Origin of the sequence: Rhodanobacter thiooxydans (assembly GCF_021545845.1) — a bacterium.
In the GTDB taxonomy this organism is placed as follows: domain Bacteria; phylum Pseudomonadota; class Gammaproteobacteria; order Xanthomonadales; family Rhodanobacteraceae; genus Rhodanobacter.
The window spans coordinates 2,111,030-2,131,173 of sequence record NZ_CP088923.1 but is presented as its reverse complement, the minus strand read 5'-3'; the positions used below and the strand labels follow the sequence as shown (position 1 = coordinate 2,131,173).

Sequence of the window (20,144 nt, the reverse complement as noted above, 5' to 3'; positions counted from 1 at the left end):
CGGCGCCGTGGCTTCCTTCCCAGCACGGCGCCAAGCGGTCAAAATAGCGTTTTGCCACCGGCGGGAATTCCCCATGAGCTACTCAGCCAAGGCGCGCTACGCCAGCGAACTCGACGCCATTCGCGAACAGGGCCTGTTCAAGGCCGAGCGCATCATCACCTCGCCGCAGTCCGCCGAGATCGAGCTGCAAGGCGGCCGCAGGGTGCTGAACTTCTGCGCCAACAACTATCTTGGGCTGGCCGACCATCCCGCGGTGATCCAGGCCGCCAAGGACGCGCTGGACAGCCATGGCTTCGGCATGGCCAGCGTGCGCTTCATCTGCGGCACGCAGGATCTGCACAAGCAGTTGGAAGCGAAGATCGCCGAGTTCTTCGGCACCGAGGACACCATCCTCTACGCCGCCTGCTTCGACGCCAACGGCGGCCTGTTCGAACCGCTGCTGGGCGAGCAGGACGCGGTGATCTCCGACGCGTTGAACCACGCCTCGATCATCGACGGCATCCGCCTGTGCAAGGCCAAACGGTTCCGCTACGCCAACAGCGACATGGCCGACCTGGAGCAGCAGCTGCAGGCCGCCGATGCGGCCGGCGTTCGCACCAAGCTGATCTCGACCGATGGCGCGTTCTCGATGGACGGCTTCATCGCCAGGCTCGACCAGATCACCGCGCTGGCGGCGAAATACGACGCCATGGTGCACATCGACGAATGCCACTGCACCGGCTTCCTCGGCGACAGCGGCCGCGGCTCGGCCGAGGTCAACGGCGTGATGGACAAGATCGACATCTTCACCGGCACGCTGGGCAAGGCGCTCGGCGGCGCACTGGGCGGCTTCACTACCGGCCGCAGGGAAGTGATCGAGCTGCTGCGCCAGCGCTCGCGCCCGTACCTGTTCTCCAACTCGTTGCCGCCGCACGTGGTCGCCGCGGCGATCAAGGTGTTCGACATGCTCTCCAGCGCCGGCGAGCTGCGCGAGAAGCTCAAGGAAAACACCCGCTACTTCCGCGAGCGGATGACCGCCGCCGGCTTCGACATCAAGCCGGGCGTGCACCCGATCGTGCCAGTGATGATCTACGACGCGCCGAAGGCGCAGGCGATGGCCGCTGCCCTGCTGGAGGAAGGCATCTACGTCACCGGTTTCTTCTACCCCGTGGTGCCGCAGGGCCAGGCGCGCATCCGCACCCAGATGAGCGCGGCGCATACCCGCGAACATCTTGACCGGGCCATTGCCGCCTTCACCAAGGTGGGCCGGAAGCTGGGCGTGATCGGCGGCTGACGGCACTCAGCCTTTGCGGGTGTCGAGCGCTCCCACTTCATCCGCACTCAGCTGTCGCCACTGCCCTTTCGCGAGTTCGCCCAGCGCAAGCGGTCCGATGGATACCCGGATCAGGCGCAGCACGTCGAAACCCAGAGCGGCCAGCAGCCGGCGGATATGCCGGTTGCGGCCCTCGTCCAGCACCATTTCAAGCCAGGCATTCTTCTCGCCCGTGCGCAACAACGCGACCCGCCGCGCTTTCAGCAAGTCGCCGGCATCGTCGATGCCCGCCAGCATCGCGGCCAGCACTGCGGTATCCGGCAGGCCGGATACCTGTACATGGTAGGTCTTGTCCAGATGCGTGGCCGGGTTGGTGATGCCGGCGGCCCAGACGGTGTCGTTGCTGAGCAGCAGCAGGCCTTCGCTTGCCTTGTCCAGCCGCCCAACCGGACCCAGCCACGGCAAGCCGGCGGCCGCCAGCGTGGTGTAGACCGTCGCGCGGCCATGCTCGTCGGCTGCACTGACCACAAGCCCTCGCGGCTTGTTGAAGGCGACATAGACGCACTTGGCCGACTTCACCGGCTGGCCATCGACGGCAACCTGCTGCCGATCGATCAAGGTCGGGTGATACGGGTCGCGCACCACACGGCCGTCCAGGCTGACCCGACCAGCGCGGACCCACTGCTCGGCCTGGCTGCGCGAACAGGCACCCAGTTTGGACAACACGCGGGCCAACCCATGGCGTGGCTGTTGCGCGGATGCCGCGGGACGGACGGAGCGAGGAGAAGGTGGGCGAGGCATTGCACCAGCGTATAGGTCGGGACCGCAGTGCGACAAGAAGACGCACCCTGCATTGGCGCTCGACAGAAAAAACCCGGCCGAAGCCGGGTTTTTCATTACTGCGTTGTCGCGGTTCGATTACTGCTGAACCTGCAGCTCCGTGCGACGGTTCTGCGCGCGACCGGAGTCGGTGGCGTTGTCGCCGATCGGGTTGCTCTTGCCATGGCCGATCGGCCCTTCCAGACGGCTGGCACTGATGCCGTGGCTGGTCAGGTAGTTGTAGACGATCGAGGCACGACGCTCGGACAGGGACTGGTTGTAGGCGTCGGTGCCCTTCGAGTCGGTGTAGCCGGCAACCGTCACCTTCACCTGCGGGTAGCGCTGCAGGGTGTCGATGGCCTGGTTCAGCACGGCGATCGAGTCGGCGCTCGGCTCGGCCAGCGACTTCGAGATGTCGGTCTCACCCTTCTTCGGGCGATCGTACTTGAAGTTCACGCCGCGCAGGTCGATCACGACCTTCTGCGGGCAGCCATCCGGACCGACGATGGTGCCGGCAGCCGTACCCGGGCACTTGTCGTCACAGTCGTTGACGCCGTCATGGTCGCTGTCCATTGTCGAGCAATCAGCCGGCGGCGGGGTTGCTGCAACCGGAGCCGGAGCGGCCGCCGGAGCGCCGAGGCGCGACACGATGCTGAAACCCAGGAACCAGTCGCCGTAACCGCTTTTTGTCTGCTGGCTCTTGTCGTCCCAGTCGTAACGGTAGCCGGCTTCGATGCGCATGTCGGAGCTGTCGGTGAGCGTCTTGGACAGGCCACCGCCCAGTTCGGCCGCCGGCGACCAGCCGCTGTCACCGCGCGAATGGTGGTTGCTGCCCATCACGCCGGCCAGCAGGTACGGGCGCCAGGCGTTCCAGTCGCCCGCATAGAAACGCGCCGCGGCGCCAACCGTATTGTTGGACCAACTGCCACCGCCGACCTGGGAATCGCGATCGCGCTTGGTGCGGTCCACGAAAAGATCAATCGACGCATTCGGCGAAATGAACCGACCCACGCCCAAGCCGTAATAGAACTGGCGGCTGTTGGTATGGCGATCGGTGTCGTTGTAATAACCGCCCACGGTGGGCGCGATATACCAGCGCCCATCATACGACGAGGTGGTCGATTCGGTGGCGGTGGGAGCAGTCGTGTCCTGCGCATGAACGGCACCTACGCCGCCCAGGGCCAGCGCGATCAGAAAATACAAGCCCTTACGTTTCATCAGGTGTCTCCTCATTTATTAGATTTCGCGTCCGTTCAACCCTAACCGGAAGTCGCACGTCAGAACTGAACTACGTCACTCAGAGCTTTTCACTGCCCCTGCTTGGCGGTTAGGCGGCAAGCGGCGGGGATTGTAGCAAAATCGTTAAGCAGGAAATACTTCGACCGCCGACTCCCAATTGGCCGGTGAAACTTCGTTCAGGAAAGTTCGCATCGTCCCGTTCTTAATCTTCCACTCACACCGTCTTTACAATGTGAAGAGTCCCAGGAAGTGATGCAATGACATCGCATCCAGCCGTGCGGGGTCTTCTACGGCAGCCATGATCGCCTTGACCTGATGCGCCGGCAAATGGCCGCGCATGGCCGCCTCGAACTTCTGCAGCAGCACCGGAATACCTTCGGCGCGGCGTTTGCGGTGGCCGATCGGATAATCGATCGAGACCTTTTCCGTGCTGCTGCCGTCCTTGAAGAACACCTGCACCGAATTGCCGATGTAGCGCTTGGCCGGGTCGAAGTAGTCGCGCGTGAATTGCGGATTCTCGACCACCGTCATCCTGTCGCGCAGTGCGTCGATGCGGGGATCGGCGGCCACGTCGTCGTTGTAGTCACTGGCCACCAGCCGGCCGAAGATCAGCGGCACCGCCACCATGTACTGGATGCAGTGGTCGCGATCGGCGTAGTTCGCCAGCGGGCCGGTCTTGTCGATGATGCGGCAGCCGGCTTCCTGCGTCTCGATGACGATCTTCTCGACCTGGTCAAGCCGGCCCGCCACTTCGCCATGCAGCTTCATCGCGCATTCCACCGCGGTCTGCGCATGGAACTCGGCCGGGTAGCTGATCTTGAACAGCACGTTCTCCATCACGTAGCTGCCGAACGGGCGCTCGAACTCGAACGGCTTGCCCTTGAACGCCACGTCGTAGAAACCCCAGGTCTTCGCCGACAGCGCCGACGGATAACCGACCACGCCGCGGTGGACCGCATTGATCGCGTGGGTCACCGCGCGGCGGCAGGCGTCACCGGCGGCCCAGCTCTTGCGCGGGCCGGTGTTCGGCGCATGGCGATAGGTGCGCAATGCGCCGTTGTCGATCCAGCTGTGTGACACGGCAGTGGTGATCTGCTCCTTGTCGCCGCCGAGCATCGCGGTGGCCACCGCGGTGGAGGCCAAGCGCACCAGGATCACGTGGTCCTGGCCGACCCGGTTGAAGCTGTTCAGCAGCGCGTAGCAGCCCTGGATCTCGTGCGCCTTGATCGCGTAGCCCAGCGCGTCGCGCACGGTCAGCGGCTGGCCGCCCTCGCGCTCCGCCTTGCGGCCCAGGTAATCGCCCACCGCCAGGATGCTGCCCAGGTTGTCCGACGGATGCCCCCACTCGGCCGCCAGCCAGGTGTCGTTGAAGTCGAGCCAGCGGATCTGCGTGCCGATCGCGAATGCAGCCTGCACCGGATCCAGCTCGTGGCTGGTGCCCGGCACGCGGGCGCCGCCCGGCAAGGTGGCGCCTGGCACCAGCGGGCCCAGGTGCTTCACGCACTCGGGAAACTTCATCGCCATCATCGCGGTGGCCAGCGAGTCGAGCAGCATGTAGCGCGCGGTGTCATAGGCCTCCTTCGAGTCGATCCGGTAATCGGCCACGTAGTTGGCGATGTCGACCATCGGCTGGTCGGGATCGGGGCGGACGGCGGAACGGATGTCGTGCGCACTCATGCTGGAATCTCGCGGCAGGGGAAAGCGCTATTTTAGCCGACTGCGGGAGGAAGGGCGCCCCGTGCGTCGCTTGACCGCGACCATGCCGCGCCCCGACAATTCCCGCTCGCCCAAAAGGGAGTAGTTCCCGCGACAGGCCCATCTGTAGCGGTGAAGTGATCGTCAACACGAGCGAATCCTCGCTCCGGTCACCCGGCAGTCGTCCTGCGAACGAGACTTTTGCGGTGGCCACGGGCCGCGCGTGCCCGTGTCCGCTGCATCGTCCGACGCGCACGGAACCATCCATGCATTTCACTGCTCCCGACTTCTTCTCCGGCCTGCTGGCCATCGTTTTGCTCGACCTCGTACTGGCCGGTGACAACGCCATCGTCATCGCCATGGCCGCGAGCCGCCTGCCCCGCGAACTGCAGAAGAAAGCGGTGTTCTGGGGCACCTTCGGTGCCGTCGCAGTCCGTTTTGCGCTCACCGCCATCGTGGTCTATCTACTCAAGCTGCCCGGGCTGATGCTGGCCGGCGGCGTACTGCTGCTGCCGATCGCCTGGAAGCTGCTGAACCACGGCGACGAGCACGGACCCGACATCAAGGCCGGTAACACGTTCTGGAGCGCGCTGCGCACGATCATCGGCGCCGACACCCTGATGGGCCTGGACAACGTGCTGGCGATCGCCGGCGCCTCGAAGGGACATCTGCTGCTGGTCATCCTGGGCCTGCTGATCAGCGTACCGCTGGTGGTCTGGGGCTCGACCCTGATCCTGAAACTGATCGATCGCTTCCCCGTCATCATGTACATCGGCGCTGCCGCGATCGCGATCACGGCCGGACGCATGATTGCCCACGACGATCTGCTCAGCGGCTGGTTCGACGCGCACGTCTGGGCGAAGTACACCCTGGATGCGCTGGCGGTGATCGCCATCTGCGGCGGCGGCTGGCTGGCGCAGCGGCGACGGCAGCGCCTGAAGCTGTCCGCTGACTGAGAGCATCCAGACCACCACACGGCGAGCCTGGCCAAGCTCGTCGAAAGCCCCGGACATGGTTTCGGCCCAACCGGTTTTCACTTCGCCGATACAGAAAAGGGAGCCTCGCGGCTCCCCTTTCCATATCGGAAAAATGTCTGCCTAGCGCTTGTCGATCGGCACGTAGGCCTGGTCTTCCGGACCGGTGTAGTTCGCGCTGGGGCGGATGATCTTGCCGTCCTCACGCTGTTCGATCACATGCGCGCTCCAGCCGGAAGTGCGCGAGATCACGAACAGCGGCGTGAACATCGCGGTGGGCACGCCCATCATGTGGTACGCGCTGGCCGAGTACCAGTCGAGGTTCGGGAACATCTTCTTGACCTCGCCCATCACCCTCTCGATCCGCTCGGAAACGTCGAACAGGGTCGGGTTGCCGCCGTCGGTGCACAGCTTGCGCGAGACTTCCTTGATGATCTCGTTGCGCGGGTCGGACACCGTGTAGACCGGGTGGCCGAAGCCGATGATGATTTCCTTGCGCTCGACGCGGGCACGGATATCGGCTTCCGCATCGTTCGCGCTGCGGTAGCGCGCGATGATCTCCATTGCCACCTCGTTCGCGCCGCCGTGCTTCGGGCCGCGCAGCGCACCGATCGCGCCGGTGATCGCCGAGTAGATGTCCGAACCGGTGCCGGCGATGACGCGGGCGGCGAAGGTCGAGGCGTTGAACTCATGCTCGGCGTACAGCACCAGCGACTTGTCCAGCGCCTGCGCATGCAGCTCACTGGGCTTCCTGCCATGCAGCAGATGCAGGAAGTGGGCGGCGATCGAGTCATCGTCGGTCTCGGTCTCAATGCGCTTGCCGTTGTGGCTGAAGTGGTACCAGTACAGCAGCATCGAGCCGAAGCTGGCCATCAGGCGGTCGGCGATGTCGCGCGCGCCGGTGACGTTGTGGTCGTCCTTCTCCGGCAGCACGGTGCCGAGCACCGAGCAGCCGGTGCGCAGCACGTCCATCGGGTGGGTGGCCGCCGGCAGCAGTTCCATCGCGGCCTTGACCGGCGCCGGCAGGCCGCGCAGGCGTTTCAGCCGCGCACGGTAGTTGTTCAGCTCGGTCCAGTTCGGCAGCACGCCGTGCACCAGCAGGTAGGCCACTTCCTCGAAGCAGCCCTTGGCAGCCAGGTCGTGGATGTCGTAGCCACGGTAGTGCAGGTCGTTGCCGCTGCGACCGACCGTGCACAGCGCGGTGTTGCCTGCGGCCACGCCGGACAGGGCGACCGACTTCTTGGCCTTGGGTAGGACTTGCTCGCTCATCGGAAATCTCCAGGGTGCAGGTTGGTGCTTTCTTGTCGTGCGTATCTGTCTGTAGGAGCCCGCTCGCGGGCGATACCTTGGCTTTTGCGAATCCCGAATCCCTAATGCCGAATCCCGGCTCCAAAAGCATCGCCCGCGAGCGGGCTCCTACCGGGGTGACGGTCAGCCCTGCTTCGAAAACAGCGCGTCGAGTTTGTCTTCGTAGGCGTGGTAACCGAGGAAGTCGTACAACTCCTCGCGCGTCTGCAAGGTGTCGATGATGTTCTTCTGCGTACCTTCGCGGCGCACGGTCTCGTAGAAATTGAGCGCGGCCTTGTTCATCGCGCGGTAGGCGCCGCAGCAGTACAGCGCGATGTCCACGTTCGCGCTCTTGAGTTCATCAGTGGTGAAGAACGGGGTGGAGCCGAACTCGGTGAGGTTGGCCAGGATCGGCACCTTCACCGCCGCCTTGAACTTGCGGTAGTCGTCCAGCATCCTCATCGCCTCGGGGAAGATCATGTCGGCGCCGGCTTCGACGTAGGCCACCGCGCGTTCGATCGCCGAGTCGATGCCCTCGACGGCAGCCGCATCGGTGCGCGCCATGATCACGAAGCCCGGGTCGGTACGCGCATCCACCGCCGCCTTCACGCGGTCGACCATCTCCTCCTTCGGCACGACTTCCTTGCCGGGACGATGGCCGCAGCGCTTCTGGCCGACCTGGTCCTCGATGTGCACCGCGGCCACGCCGACGTTGATGAAGGAGCGGATGGTGCGCGCGATGTTGAACGCCCCGCCCCAGCCGGTGTCGATGTCGACCAGCAACGGCAGCTGGGTGGCGTCCACGATGCGGCGGGCGTCGGTGAGCACGTCCTCCATCGTCGAGATGCCGAGGTCCGGAATGCCCAGCGAATTGGCGGCCACACCGCCGCCGGAAAGGTATAGCGCCTGGTAGCCGACCCGTTTGGCCATCCGGCCGGCATAGGCGGTGATCGCGCCCATGACCTGCAGGGGCTGTTCGGCGGTGAGTGCGGCGCGAAAACGTGCGCCCGGGGATGCTGGCTGCGTCATATGGCCTCCGTCAAAGCAGCCATTTTAGCCCATGCCCGTCCGCAGTCGGGATTGGACTTTCCGGCATGCCTGCCGGGCCGCCACGGCATCGGCGTGACCGGGGCCGTGGCGCAGCGCAAATTCCTGCGTGACGAATCCGCCGTGGCCCCATACATTCAACCGGATGAGTACATCGATTCCTCTCGCAAAACGCATCCTCTGGGGCCTGGTGATCGGCGTGGTTGCCGCCGTGGTCACGCTGGGCATCGGCCAGTGGCACCCTGCCTCGCTGGCGCTGATGCAGAAGATTTCCAGCGCGGTGTTCGACCCGTTCGGGCAGATCTTCCTGCGCATGCTGTTCTTCGTGGTGATCCCGCTGGTGTTCACCTCGCTGGCCTCCGGCGTGGCCCAGCTCGGTCGGCTGGACCGGCTCGGTCCGCTGGCCGGCCGGACCTTCCTGCTGTTCTTCCTCAACATGGGCATCGCCGTGGCGATCGGCCTGGTGATGATGAACACGGTGCAGCCGGGCCATCGCCTGAGCGAGGAGGCGCGCAGCCAGCTGATGCAGGAATACGGCAGCAGCGCGCAGCAGACGATCAACAAGAAGGCGGCGCAACCTGGCGTGAGTTTCGGCACGCTGGTGGAGATGTTCATGCCGCGCAACCTGCTCGGCGCAGTGGCAGGCCCCAGCCGCGACGCGCTGGGCGACGTGCTGCCGCTGATCGTGTTCGCGATCCTGGTCGGCGCCGCCGCCACCCAGTTGCGCGAGATAGAGCGCAAGCGGGTGCAGATGGCGCTGGACACCCTCACCGACCTGATGACGAAGATCGTCGGCTTCGCGCTGGAGCTGGCGCCGTACGCGGTGCCGGCGATGATCTACAGCGTGATCGTCAAGGTCGGCGTGGACGTGCTGCTGGCGCTGTCGGTGTTCGTGGTCGGCTGCACCGTGGCGCTGGCGTTGCACCTGTTCGGCACGATGTCGTTGTGGTTGCGCTTCCTGGCACGGCGCTCGCCGCTGGCCTATTTCCGGCAGATCCGGCCGCTGCTGATCACCGCGTTCTCGACCAGCTCCAGCAACGCCTGCCTGCCCGCCTCGCTGGCGGTGGCGCATGACGAGTTGAAGCTTGCGCCCAGCACGGCCGGCTTCGTGCTGCCGCTGGGCGCAACCATGAACATGAGCGGCACCGCATTGTTCGAGGGATGCGTGGTGCTGTTCGTGGCGCAGGCATTCGGCGTGGAGCTCACCCTGAGCCACCAGGCCATCCTGATGCTGCTGTCGGTCCTCAGCGCGGTGGCCGTGGCCGGCATCCCCGGCGGCTCGCTGCCAATGATCGCCGGCCTGCTGGCGACGTTCGGCATTCCGCCTGAGGGCATCGGCATCATCATCGGCGTCGACCGCATCCTCGACATGATGCGCACCACGGTGAACGTGGGCAGCGACATCGTCACCGCCACCGTGGTCGATTACCAACTGCGCGACCGCCTCGCTGCGGCGCCGTAACCCCATTCGCGCACAACATGACTGGACGGGCGGGGCTTGAGGTCGCCCCGTCCGGCCTCAGATGCGTATGGTTCACTCGATAGTTATAGCCAATCGAACCAATGCCGATAATCAATTAGATTTATCCAATCACGGGCCGTAACATCCCCTCATCCTCCAACCACCATGGGAAGCAAGCAACGATGTCCCTGATCAACACCGAAGTGAAACCGTTCAAGGCCCAGGCCCTCAAGGCTGGCAAGTTCATCGAAGTCACCGACGCCAACCTGAAGGGCAAGTGGTCGGTCGTGTTCTTCTACCCCGCCGACTTCACCTTCGTCTGCCCGACCGAACTCGAGGACCTGGCCGACAACTATGCCGAGTTCCAGAAGCTGGGCGTGGAGATCTACTCGGTATCCACCGACACCCACTTCGCGCACAAGGCCTGGCACGACACCTCCGACGCGGTAAAGAAGATCCAGTACACCATGGTCGGCGACCCGACCCACCAGCTCTCGCGCAATTTCGACGTGCTGATCGAAGCCGACGGCATCGCCGATCGCGGCGCCTTCGTGATCGACCCGGCAGGCAAGATCCAGATCGTCGAGATCACCGCCGGCGGCATCGGTCGCGACGCCAAGGAACTGCTGCGCAAGGTCAAGGCCGCGCAGTACGTCGCCAGCCACCCGGGCGAAGTGTGCCCGGCCAAGTGGAAGGAAGGCGAGAAGACCCTGGCGCCGTCGCTGGACCTGGTCGGCAAGATCTAAGCGTCACCGCGCCATGCGCCGCGGGCCCGGAGTCCGTCCGGGCCCGCCCCACCGGAACACGACTGCTAAGCAACGCCCGGCCCGCCCGGGTGCTGGCCGTACTCACCCTGAAGAAACCCACGGAGTTGCCATGTTGGATGCCAATCTCTCTACCCAGTTGAAGGCCTATCTGGAAAAGGTCACGCAGCCGATCGAGATCGTTGCGTCCCTGGACGACAGCGCCAAGTCCGCCGAACTGAACGAGCTGCTTGAGCAGATCGCCTCGCTGTCCGACCGCATCAGCCTGGTGCGTCGCGACGACGATGCACGCAAGCCCTCGTTCGCGATCAACCGCGTCGGCAGCGACATCGGCGTGCGCTTCGCCGGCATTCCGCTGGGCCATGAATTCACCTCGCTCGTGCTCGCTCTGCTGCAGGTCGGCGGACATCCGTCCAAGGCCGCAGCGGAGGTGATCGAGCAGGTACGCAATCTCGATGGCGATTACCAGTTCGAGACCTATTTCTCGCTGTCCTGCCAGAACTGCCCCGACGTGGTGCAGGCGCTGAACCTGATGAGCGTGCTCAACCCGAAGATCCAGCACGTAGCCATCGACGGCGCCCTGTACCAGGGCGAGGTCGAGGCGCGCCAAGTGATGTCCGTTCCCACCGTCTATCTCAACGGCGAACTGTTCGACCAGGGCCGCATGAGCCTGGAGCAGATCCTGGCCAAGCTCGACACCGGCGCCAGCGTCCGCGAGGCCGAGAAGATCAAGGCCAAGGGCGCGTTCGACGTGCTCGTCGTCGGCGGCGGGCCCGCCGGCGCCGCGGCGGCAATCTATGCCGCGCGCAAGGGCATCCGCACCGGCGTGGCGGCCGAGCGTTTCGGCGGCCAGGTACTGGACACCATGGCGATCGAGAACTTCATCTCCGTGCCGTACACCGAAGGCCCAAAACTGGGCGCGGCGCTGGAGCAGCACGTGCGCGACTACGACGTGGACGTGATGAACCTGCAGCGTGCCGAAAAGCTGGTTCCGGCCAGCGACGCCACCGGTGGCCTGGTCGAGATCCGGCTGGCCAACGGCGCCACGCTGAGGTCGAAGACCGTGATCCTTTCCACCGGCGCGCGCTGGCGGCAGATGGGCGTGCCTGGCGAAGAGGAGTACCGCAACAAGGGCGTGGCCTACTGCCCGCACTGCGACGGCCCGCTGTTCAAGGGCAAGCGCGTGGCGGTGATCGGCGGCGGCAACTCCGGCGTGGAGGCGGCGATCGATCTGGCCGGCCTGGTGGCCCACGTCACCCTGGTCGAGTTCGACGGCAGGCTGCGTGCGGACGAAGTGCTGCAGCGCAAGCTGCGCAGCCTGTCCAATGTCGACATCGTGGTCAGCGCGCAGAGCACCGAAGTGCTCGGCGACGGGCAGAGGGTCACCGGCCTGGTCTACAAGGACCGTACCGACGGCATGATGCACAGCCTCGCACTGGAAGGCATCTTCGTGCAGATCGGCCTGCTGCCGAACACCGAGTGGCTGAAGGGCACGCTGGAACTCAGCCCGCGCGGCGAGATCGTGATCGACGCGCGCGGCCGGACCTCGCTGCCCGGCGTGTTCGCCGCCGGCGACGCCACCACCGTGCCGTACAAGCAGATCGTGATCGCGATGGGCGCCGGTTCCACCGCCGCGCTGAGCGCATTCGACCACCTGATTCGCAGCCCGGCGCCGGTGGCCAAGACGGTCGCAGCCTGATTTGCTTGAAGCCCTCTCCCGGAGGGAGAGGGCGCTTTGTAGGGCGGGCACCGCCCGCCGCTCCTGATCCACTGCCAATCACGGCGCAAAGCAAACCGGCGGGCAGCGCCCGCCCTACGTCATCAACCCTGGTCGGGGCCACGTTCCAATGCACGGCGAATGTCGTCGAGCGCACTCGGGTCGTCCAGCGTAGACAAATCGCCCGGGTCACGCTGCTCCGCCAGCGCCTGCAGCGAGCGGCGCAGCAGCTTGCCGGAGCGGGTCTTCGGCAGCGCGCTCACCACGTAGACACGTGACGGCTTCGCCACGCCGCCGAGCTGGTCGACCACGCGCTGCTGCATTGCCTTCGCCACCGCGCCAGCGCCGTTACCGGTATCCTGCTTCAGGGTGGCGAACACGATCGGCACCTGCCCTTTCAGCTCGTCCTTCACGCCGACCACCGCCGCTTCGGCCACCGCCGGGTGGCTGGCCACCGACTCCTCGATCTCGCGCGTGCCCAGGCGGTGCCCGGCCACATTGATCACGTCGTCGGTGCGGCCGAGCACGAACGTGTAGCCGTCCTCGTCGCGAACCGCCCAGTCCAGCGAGCTGTACAACAGCTCGCGGAAGTGGCTGAAGTAGCTGTGCACGTAGCGGTCGTCGTCGCGCCACACGGTGGTCAGGCAGCCCGGCGGCAGCGGCAGCTGGAACACCAGCACGCCTTTGGTGCCGGCGGCGACTTCCTTGCCGCTGTTCTCGTCGATCACCTTCATCCGGTAGCCCGGCGCCGGCAGGCCGGGCGAGCCGAATTTCACCGTCTTCAGTTCCAGCCCCGGCATCAGGGTGATCGCCGGCCAGCCGGTCTCGGTCTGCCAGTAGTTGTCGATCACCGGCACGCCGAGCGCGTCGGTGATCCACTGCGCGGTCGGCTCGTCCAGCGGCTCGCCGGCGAGGAACAGCCACTTCAGCTTCGACAGGTCGTACTTCTTCAGCCAGCTCTCGTCCTGCTTCTTCAGCACGCGGATCGCGGTAGGCGAGGAGAACAGGGTGCGCACGTTGTAGCGCTCGCACAGCTGCCACCAGATGCCTGCATCCGGTCGCGTGGGCAGGCCCTCGTACAGCAGCGAGGTGGCGCCGCCGATCAGCGGACCATAGACGTTGTAGGAATGCCCCACCGCCCAACCCACGTCCGAGGTGGCGAATATCACCTGCCCCGGCGCGATGTCGAACACGGTGCGGATCGACAGCGCCATCGCCACCGCGTAGCCGCCCACGTCGCGCTGCACGCCCTTCGGTTTGCCGGTGGTGCCGGAGGTGTACAGGAGGTAGCTGGGTTCGTTCGATTCCAGCCACGCCACCGGCACTTCGGCGCCCTCGTGGTGCGCACGCAGCTCGGCATAGTCGAGGTCGCGCCCGGCCACCCGGGTCATCTGCGGGTCCAGCTTGCGGTCGACGATCAGCACGTGCGGCGGCGGTGCGGAGGACTCGTTCAGCGCCGCGTCGACCAGCGGCTTGTACGGGATCACGTTGCCCGCGCGCATGCCGGCGTCGGCGCAGACCAGCAGCTTCGGCTGCGCGTCGTCGATGCGCAGCGCCAGGTTGTGTGCGGCGAAGCCGCCGAACACCACCGAATGGATCGCGCCGATGCGCGCGCAGGCCAGCATGGCGAACACCGCCTCGGCGATGTTCGGCAGGTAGATCACCACGCGGTCGCCCTTGCCCACGTCCAGCGACTGCAGCACCGCAGCGAACACGTTCACCTCGCGATGCAGCTGGCGGTAGGTGAACTCGCGGGTGATGCCGGTCTCGCTGGAAATCGCCACCAGCGCCAGTTGCTCCGCGCGTTCGGCCAGGTGCCGGTCGATCGCGTTGTAGCAGAGGTTGGTGGTGCCGCCGACGAACCAGCGGCGGAACGGCGGATTCGACTGGTCGAGGATTTGCCGCGGCGGCGTATCCCAGTGGATCAGCCGCGCCTGCTCGGCCCAGAACTGCTCCGGCTCGTCGATCGACTGCCGATAGAAATTCTCGTAACGCATGGGCGGACTCCGGAGCTTGGTTGCCGCAAGCCTAGAACACGCCGGCGGCTGCATCATCGCGACGATGGTCGTAGTCGCCGGTGGCCGGAGCAGCCCAGGCAGAAAACACGAGGGCGGCCATGGCCGCCCTCGTTCGCCTGCGATGAACTGGGGCGCTTACTTTTTCGCGAACAGATGCTCGACGCCGGCGCGCTCTTCGCGCAGTTCCTTGTCGGTGGCGTCCATGCGGGCACGCGAGAACGCGCTGATCTCCAGGCCTTGCACGATGGCGTACTTGCCGTTCTTCACCGTCACCGGGTAGCCGTAGATCACGCCAGGGGCGATGCCGTAGGAGCCGTCCGACGGAATGCCCATCGAGACCCAGTCGCCCTCTTCCGTGCCCAGCGCCCAGGTGCGCATGTGGTCGATCGCGGCCGACGCGGCCGAGGCGGCGGAGGAAGCGCCGCGCGCCTTGATGATCGCCGCGCCGCGCTGCTGCACGGTGGGAATGAAGTCGCTCTCGTACCAGGCCTGGTCGACCAGCGACAGCGCCGGCTTGCCGTTGACGGTGGCGTGATGCAGGTCAGGATACTGGGTAGAGCTGTGGTTGCCCCAGATCGTCATCTTCCTCACGTCGGTGTTGTGCTTGCTGGTCTTCTCGGCGAGCTGGCTCTTGGCGCGGTTGTGGTCGAGTCGGACCATCGCGGTGAAGCACTTCGGATCCAGGTCCGGTGCGTTCTGCTGGGCGATCAGCGCATTGGTGTTGGCCGGGTTGCCAACCACCAGCACCCGCACGTCACGCTTGGCGTGCGCGTTCAGCGCCTTGCCCTGCGGGCCGAAGATCGCACCGTTCGCCTCCAGCAGGTCCTTGCGCTCCATGCCCGGGCCGCGCGGACGGGCGCCGACCAGCAGCGCGTAATCGACGTCCTTGAACGCGACGTTGGCATCGTCGGTGGCGACCACGCCGGCCAGGGTCGGGAAGGCACAGTCGTTCAGCTCCATCACCACGCCCTGCAGCGCGGGCAGCGCCGGGGTAATTTCCAGTAGATGCAGGATCACCGGCTGGTCGGAACCCAGCATGTCGCCGGCGGCGATGCGGAACAGCAGGGCGTAGCCGATCTGGCCGGCTGCGCCGGTAACGGCAACTCGAACGGGGGCTTTCATCGTGATTCTCCGGGATTGGGGATACGGGATACGGGATACGGGATACGGGATTCGGGATTCGGTTGAAGAACCCGGGCTTCAAGCGAGTTCGGCGAAGAACTGCTGGATGCGGTGCAGGCCGGGCTGCAACTGTGCGGCCGGGCAGGTGTAGGAAATGCGCATCGCGCGCGGCTCGCCGAAGGCGGAGCCCGGCACGCAGGCGACGCCTGTGGCTTCCAGCAGCGCAGCGCAGAACTCCACGTCGTTGCCGATCTTCGTGCCGCCGTGGCTCTTGCCGAACGCCACCGAGATGTCCGGGAACGCGTAGAACGCGCCCTGCGGCCGCGGGCAGACCACGCCGGGGATGGCGGTAAGCGCAGCGAACACGGAGTCGCGCCGGTCGGCGAAATCCTTGCACTTGGCCTGTGGGATGTCCTGCGGGCCCGACAGGGCCGCGACGGCGGCGGCGGTGACCACTTCCGGCAGGCTGGTGATGTGGTTGGAATTGAGCGTGGTGATCGCCTTGGCCACCGACTCCGGCCCGGCCAGCAGGCCCACGCGCCAGCCCGGCATGCCGTAGGTCTTGGACACCGAGTCGACGAAGATCACCCGCTCGCGCAGCTCCGGCTTCGTGTGCACGAAGTTGTGGTAGCCCAGCCCGTCGAACACCATCGCATTGTAGATGTCGTCGGTGATCACCCAGGTGTCCGGGTACTTCGCCAGCACCTCGGCCAGCGCGGCGATCTCCTCGCGCGTGTAGACCATGCCGGTCGGGTTGGACGGGTTGTTGAACAGGAACACCTTCGGCTTGCGCGCCAGCGCGGCGTCGAGCTGGGCCGGGGTCAGCTTGTAGTTCTGCTCCGGCCCGCAATACATCACGTTGGTCTTCGCGCCCACGATGTCGGCGATGTCGCGGTAGGTGGTCCAGTACGGCGCGGCGAAGGCGATCTCGTCGCCCTCGTCCAGCAGCGCCTCGGCCAGGTTGTACAGCACCTGCTTGGCGCCGATGCCGATCGACAGGTTCACCCGCGTATAGCCAGTGAAACCCAGCGCCTCGATGTGCTTCAGGAACGCATCCAGCAATGCGTCGGCGCCGCGGTTGCTGCCGTACTGGCCGGAATCGTGCGACAGCGACTCGCGCGCGGCGGCATACACGTGCTCGCCCGGCAGGAAATTCGGCACGCCGATGGAGAAGCTGATGATGTCGCGGCCGGCAGCCTTGAGCTGCTTCGCCTTCTCGGCGATGACCATGATCGCGCTGGGTTTGGCACGGCCGACACGCTGGGCGAGCTGGGGCATGGAGTTCTCACGCAGGGAAGGAAGCAAAGGTGCACATTTTATCACGCCGCCCGAAGCGGGCGCTGGCTGCAGGGCTCTACACGCCGCGGCGACACGATCCGGGCATGATGGGCGCGCCCGCGGAACGGGTGCCGTGAGACCTCACCAGCGAAGGAGATCCGCATGCACTGGCTTTGGGTATTCGTGATTGGACTGGTCGTCGGCCTGGTGGCCAAGTTGCTGACGCCGGGCAAGGACCCGGGCGGCTTCATCATTACTGCCATCATCGGCATCGCCGGTTCGCTGCTGGCGACCTGGGCCGGCCAGAACCTGTTCGGCTGGTACCAGCAAGGGCAATCCGCCGGTTTCATCGCCTCGGTGATCGGCGCGATCGTGTTGCTGCTGCTGTACCACCTGGTCAGGCGCAAGTCGACCTGACCGCCGTCCCGGTGGAGTGCTGCTCCATCGGGACGATCTTCAGCCAAGCAGCTTGCCGGCCAGCCCTTCGAGCATACCGAGGTTGAAACCGCTGCCCTGCGCCTGCCCCGGCACCTGGCCATCCGGCGTCAGATGATCGACCGCATGCGGCAGCACTTTCGACAACCCGCCCAACAGGGCATTCGGCTCCATACCCAGCTTGCCTGCCGCCTCCTGCACCAGCGAACCCAAACCACCGTTCTGCAGCGCCTGGCCCAACTGGTCGCCCGACACCGGCTGGTTCGCACCCGTGCCAACCCACGACTGCACCGCGCCGCCCAGCCCGTGCTGCTGCAGCATGCCGACCAGGCCCTGTACGCCGCCGGCCTTCTCGATCAGCTGCCCCGCGACGGCGATCAGTGAACCGGTACCCGGCTGTTGTCCCTGCTCCTGGCCACCGAGCAGATCGTTGAGAATTGACATGGTCGTTCTCCTTGGATGGTGATGAATCGAGCGCGAGGCCAGCCGATCATAAGCCGTCACGAAATTCGCCACGACAACATTTCGTGAAGACCTTGTCGGGGAAAAGCCGCAAAAAAAACCGCCGGCTGACGGCCGGCGGTTTCCGGTGACCCTGATCGCAAAACTCAACCGCGCCGGTCGAGCACCGCATTCCACTCCGCCACGCGGTCGGCCTGTGCCGCCAGTAGCGCATCGACGTCGCCGTCCACAGTAACCTTTTCGATCGTGTCGCCTTGGCGGATCGCGTTGACCACGTCCATGTCGGCCGCGCCGACCACCTCGCCGAACACGCTGTGCTTGCCGTCCAGCCACGGCGTCGGACCGTGGGTGATGAAGAACTGGCTGCCATTGGTCCGCGGGCCGGCATTCGCCATCGACAGCACGCCCGGCTTGTCGTGGCGCAGCGACGGGTTGAACTCATCCTCGAACTTGTAGCCCGGACCGCCACGACCGCTGCCCTCGGGGCAACCGCCCTGGATCATGAAGTCGGCGATCACACGATGAAACGACAGGCCGTCGTAGTAACCGCGCCGGGCCAGGTTGACGAAGCTGGCAACGGTGACCGGCGCCTTGTCTTCGTGCAGGCGCAGGTGGATCGGGCCACGGTTGGTGGTGAAGGTGACGTTGATGGTCATCGCAAATCCTTGGGTCTGAAGGCGGCTGCGTGCCGGCGCGCCGGCACGTGGACGGTCAAGGATAACCCAGCAATATCTATAGACCCAGCGCGGCCCGCTCCAACGGGCCGGCTCCACGCGGCCGGGCGGCCGGCACTGGCGCGTCGAGCGGCCACGTCGCGCCTTCGTACAGATAGGCCCACAGCCGATCCAGCGCGGCGTAGCCATACGGCAGCAGCGGCACGTAGTGCTCGCCGAAACCGGGCAGCGCCAGGAACGCGTCGAAGTGTTGCGCGTGCGGCACCTTCCAGTAGATCGGCCGGCGCCCTTCGTCGCGCAGCCACGCCACGTACGGTTCGGAGCTGAACGCGGTGGGCAGCAGGCCGTCGCCGGCGCCGTGCAGCACCCACAGCGGCAGATCCTTGCGCGGCAGCCGCGCCGCGGTGGTCGCGACCGCGGCGTGCAGCATCTGCGTTTCGGGATCATCGCCGGTCCACAGCGCGCGCAGGCATTCGCTGCCGATGAGGGTGGGGTCGGCCGAGACGTTCATGCCGCCGAACAGGCCGATGCCATTGCCCGGCGGAATGCCCGAGCCATCCGCCCACCAGCTGGCCCGCGTCACCGGATCGGCCACGCCGGGCAGCCCGCCCGCACCGATCGCCGCGTAATGAAAGCCGCACGGCATGTCCGTGGCGCCGCGACGCAGGTAGGCGGAGGCGTAGCCCGCGGCGATCACCCGCCACAGGTCGAAGGCGGTCGTGCTGGCCGCCGTCTGCATCGCCTCGTCGGTCCAGCCGCGCGCGTGCAGGTATTGCCGCGCCTGTTCCGTCTGCACGGCCACGGTGTTGCCGCCGAGCTTGCCCTGCACGCGCAGGCTGGCGCAGCGGATCGGCCAGGCCGGCAACGGCACGCCGCGCGGTCCGCGCGCCAGCGGCACCGGCGCAAAAAGCTCCGCGCTCAACGCGCACGGCAACCAGATCGCCGCCTCGGTGGCGTAGTCGTACAGCGCGCGGCCGCGGTCCTTCACGTGCACGTTCGGCTCCAGCGCCACCACGCCGGCGAAGAAGTGTTCCTGGTCCAGTCCCGCCGCCTGCAGCACGGCGCCGCCGCCGTTGGAGATGCCGACGGCGATGATCTTCGTGTTCTGCGGCGTGAACGGCGCTTCGCCGGGAAACGCGCGGTCGAGCATGGCCAGCCCGAACTGCGCCGCCTGGATCACGTGGCGGCCCCAGTCCCCCTCGGGGTTGTCTCCCGAATGCGCATGCTTGATCGCGACACCCGCAGCGGGCGACGCCGGCGGCGGCTGGAATTCCAGTTCCGCCTCGCCGCGTTTCGCGCGACGGCCGTCCAGCGCCACGCCGCTGTCGTCGGCGTAATCGAAGTAACCCGCCCCGGTGCCCTTGTCGGTGTACGCCACCGCGCAGCCGTGCGGCAGGCCCCAGGCGCCAGCCAGCGCGATCGCGCCATAGATGCCGCGCGAACCGGACGAGGCGGTCACCACCAGGCAGCGTTTCTGCCGATCGAAGCGGTCCGGCACCTGCAGCAGCACGCGATGCGGCGAACGGGCGCCGGGGATGCGCGCGAACGCCTGGTATTCGCGCCCCGGCACGTCCGGCACGCCGCCATACACGCGGCCGTAGCCGCCCAGCGGGCCAAGATCGGCGATGCCCTTCCAGCTGGTCTGGATCGCGCGCCGGCGCAGCTCTTCCGCGCCGGGATCCAGCGGGTTGGTGAATGGCGACAGCGGCCCGGCCAGCCCGGCCAGGCCCAGGCCCGCGCTCAACAGGTCGTCGTGGCCGCGGTGCTCGGTCACCCGCACCTGGCCGTAATCGACTTCATGCATGGTGGATACCTTCCTCGTCCCGTGGCTGGCGCAAGCCGACAGCATGACCGATGCCAGCGTGAACAAGAACAGCAGGGGCGAACGACGGGCGAGGG

17 protein-coding genes are annotated in these 20,144 nt (G+C 66.3%); 6 read left to right on the top strand and 11 right to left on the bottom strand.

The features are described from left to right. The first annotated feature begins 73 nt into the window (after nt 1–73). Nucleotides 74–1,273 (top strand): glycine C-acetyltransferase, encoded by a 1,200-nt coding sequence (gene kbl, locus LRK53_RS09490; RefSeq protein WP_235642017.1) that lies wholly within the window; start codon nt 74–76, stop codon nt 1,271–1,273. Nucleotides 1,274–1,279: 6 nt separating this feature from the next. Here the strand turns inward: kbl and LRK53_RS09485 are convergent, their stop codons facing one another. The 3 genes from LRK53_RS09485 to LRK53_RS09475 form a co-directional block, all read right to left on the bottom strand. Further along, nucleotides 1,280–2,053 carry a pseudouridine synthase gene (locus tag LRK53_RS09485; protein ID WP_051257566.1) on the bottom strand — a complete coding sequence of 258 codons (774 nt, stop codon included), beginning with the start codon at nt 2,051–2,053 and terminating at the stop codon, nt 1,280–1,282. A 117-nt stretch (nt 2,054–2,170) separates the two neighbouring features. Beyond that, nucleotides 2,171–3,289 (bottom strand): OmpA family protein, encoded by a 1,119-nt coding sequence (locus tag LRK53_RS09480; RefSeq protein ID WP_027492684.1) that lies wholly within the window; start codon nt 3,287–3,289, stop codon nt 2,171–2,173. A gap of 246 nt (nt 3,290–3,535) precedes the next feature. Continuing rightward, entirely contained in the window at nt 3,536–4,987 is a 1,452-nt protein-coding gene (locus LRK53_RS09475; protein ID WP_027492685.1) for a bifunctional 2-methylcitrate dehydratase/aconitate hydratase, read from the bottom strand. A gap of 284 nt (nt 4,988–5,271) precedes the next feature. Between LRK53_RS09475 and LRK53_RS09470 the strand changes: the two genes are divergently transcribed. After that, nucleotides 5,272–5,961, top strand: a complete 690-nt coding sequence (locus tag LRK53_RS09470; RefSeq protein ID WP_235642016.1) for a TerC family protein — start codon at nt 5,272–5,274, stop codon at nt 5,959–5,961. Nucleotides 5,962–6,102: 141 nt separating this feature from the next. On the opposite strand, the gene prpC is transcribed toward LRK53_RS09470, so the two are convergent. Together prpC and prpB are read right to left on the bottom strand one after the other, a co-directional pair. Continuing rightward, nucleotides 6,103–7,248: a bifunctional 2-methylcitrate synthase/citrate synthase gene (gene prpC, locus LRK53_RS09465; RefSeq protein ID WP_027492687.1), complete on the bottom strand. Its 1,146-nt coding sequence runs from the start codon at nt 7,246–7,248 to the stop codon at nt 6,103–6,105. A gap of 162 nt (nt 7,249–7,410) precedes the next feature. Then, nucleotides 7,411–8,295, bottom strand: a complete 885-nt coding sequence (gene prpB / locus LRK53_RS09460) for a methylisocitrate lyase (RefSeq protein ID WP_235642015.1) — start codon at nt 8,293–8,295, stop codon at nt 7,411–7,413. 163 nt (nt 8,296–8,458) lie between these two features. On the opposite strand from prpB, the gene LRK53_RS09455 reads away from it, so the two are divergent. The 3 genes from LRK53_RS09455 to ahpF all read left to right on the top strand — a co-directional run bounded on the left by LRK53_RS09455 (nt 8,459) and on the right by ahpF (nt 12,238). Beyond that, nucleotides 8,459–9,775: a dicarboxylate/amino acid:cation symporter gene (locus LRK53_RS09455; RefSeq protein WP_027492688.1), complete on the top strand. Its 1,317-nt coding sequence runs from the start codon at nt 8,459–8,461 to the stop codon at nt 9,773–9,775. A gap of 182 nt (nt 9,776–9,957) precedes the next feature. Continuing rightward, entirely contained in the window at nt 9,958–10,521 is a 564-nt protein-coding gene (gene ahpC / locus LRK53_RS09450; protein WP_027492689.1) for an alkyl hydroperoxide reductase subunit C, read from the top strand. 130 nt (nt 10,522–10,651) lie between these two features. After that, nucleotides 10,652–12,238, top strand: coding sequence for an alkyl hydroperoxide reductase subunit F (ahpF, locus tag LRK53_RS09445; protein WP_027492690.1), 1,587 nt, complete (start codon nt 10,652–10,654; stop codon nt 12,236–12,238). Between the two features lie 122 nt (nt 12,239–12,360). On the opposite strand, the gene prpE is transcribed toward ahpF, so the two are convergent. The 3 genes from prpE to LRK53_RS09430 form a co-directional block, all read right to left on the bottom strand. Then, on the bottom strand, nt 12,361–14,253 hold the full coding sequence (gene prpE / locus LRK53_RS09440; RefSeq protein WP_235642014.1) for a propionate--CoA ligase: 1,893 nt from the start codon (nt 14,251–14,253) through the stop codon (nt 12,361–12,363). Nucleotides 14,254–14,409: 156 nt separating this feature from the next. Continuing rightward, nucleotides 14,410–15,396 carry a malate dehydrogenase gene (locus LRK53_RS09435; protein WP_027492691.1) on the bottom strand — a complete coding sequence of 329 codons (987 nt, stop codon included), beginning with the start codon at nt 15,394–15,396 and terminating at the stop codon, nt 14,410–14,412. Between the two features lie 78 nt (nt 15,397–15,474). Further along, nucleotides 15,475–16,674 carry an aminotransferase class I/II-fold pyridoxal phosphate-dependent enzyme gene (locus LRK53_RS09430; RefSeq protein WP_027492692.1) on the bottom strand — a complete coding sequence of 400 codons (1,200 nt, stop codon included), beginning with the start codon at nt 16,672–16,674 and terminating at the stop codon, nt 15,475–15,477. Between the two features lie 162 nt (nt 16,675–16,836). Between LRK53_RS09430 and LRK53_RS09425 the strand changes: the two genes are divergently transcribed. Beyond that, nucleotides 16,837–17,091: a GlsB/YeaQ/YmgE family stress response membrane protein gene (locus tag LRK53_RS09425; RefSeq protein WP_027492693.1), complete on the top strand. Its 255-nt coding sequence runs from the start codon at nt 16,837–16,839 to the stop codon at nt 17,089–17,091. A gap of 39 nt (nt 17,092–17,130) precedes the next feature. Here the strand turns inward: LRK53_RS09425 and LRK53_RS09420 are convergent, their stop codons facing one another. The 3 genes from LRK53_RS09420 to LRK53_RS09410 all read right to left on the bottom strand — a co-directional run bounded on the left by LRK53_RS09420 (nt 17,131) and on the right by LRK53_RS09410 (nt 20,094). Beyond that, nucleotides 17,131–17,553, bottom strand: a complete 423-nt coding sequence (locus LRK53_RS09420; RefSeq protein ID WP_027492694.1) for a YidB family protein — start codon at nt 17,551–17,553, stop codon at nt 17,131–17,133. Nucleotides 17,554–17,717: 164 nt separating this feature from the next. Next, a complete protein-coding gene (locus LRK53_RS09415; protein WP_027492695.1) occupies nt 17,718–18,227 on the bottom strand; it encodes a peptidylprolyl isomerase in 510 nt (169 codons plus the stop codon). Between the two features lie 76 nt (nt 18,228–18,303). After that, nucleotides 18,304–20,094 (bottom strand): 3-hydroxybutyrate oligomer hydrolase family protein, encoded by a 1,791-nt coding sequence (locus LRK53_RS09410; protein WP_081666610.1) that lies wholly within the window; start codon nt 20,092–20,094, stop codon nt 18,304–18,306. Nucleotides 20,095–20,144 lie beyond the last annotated feature (50 nt).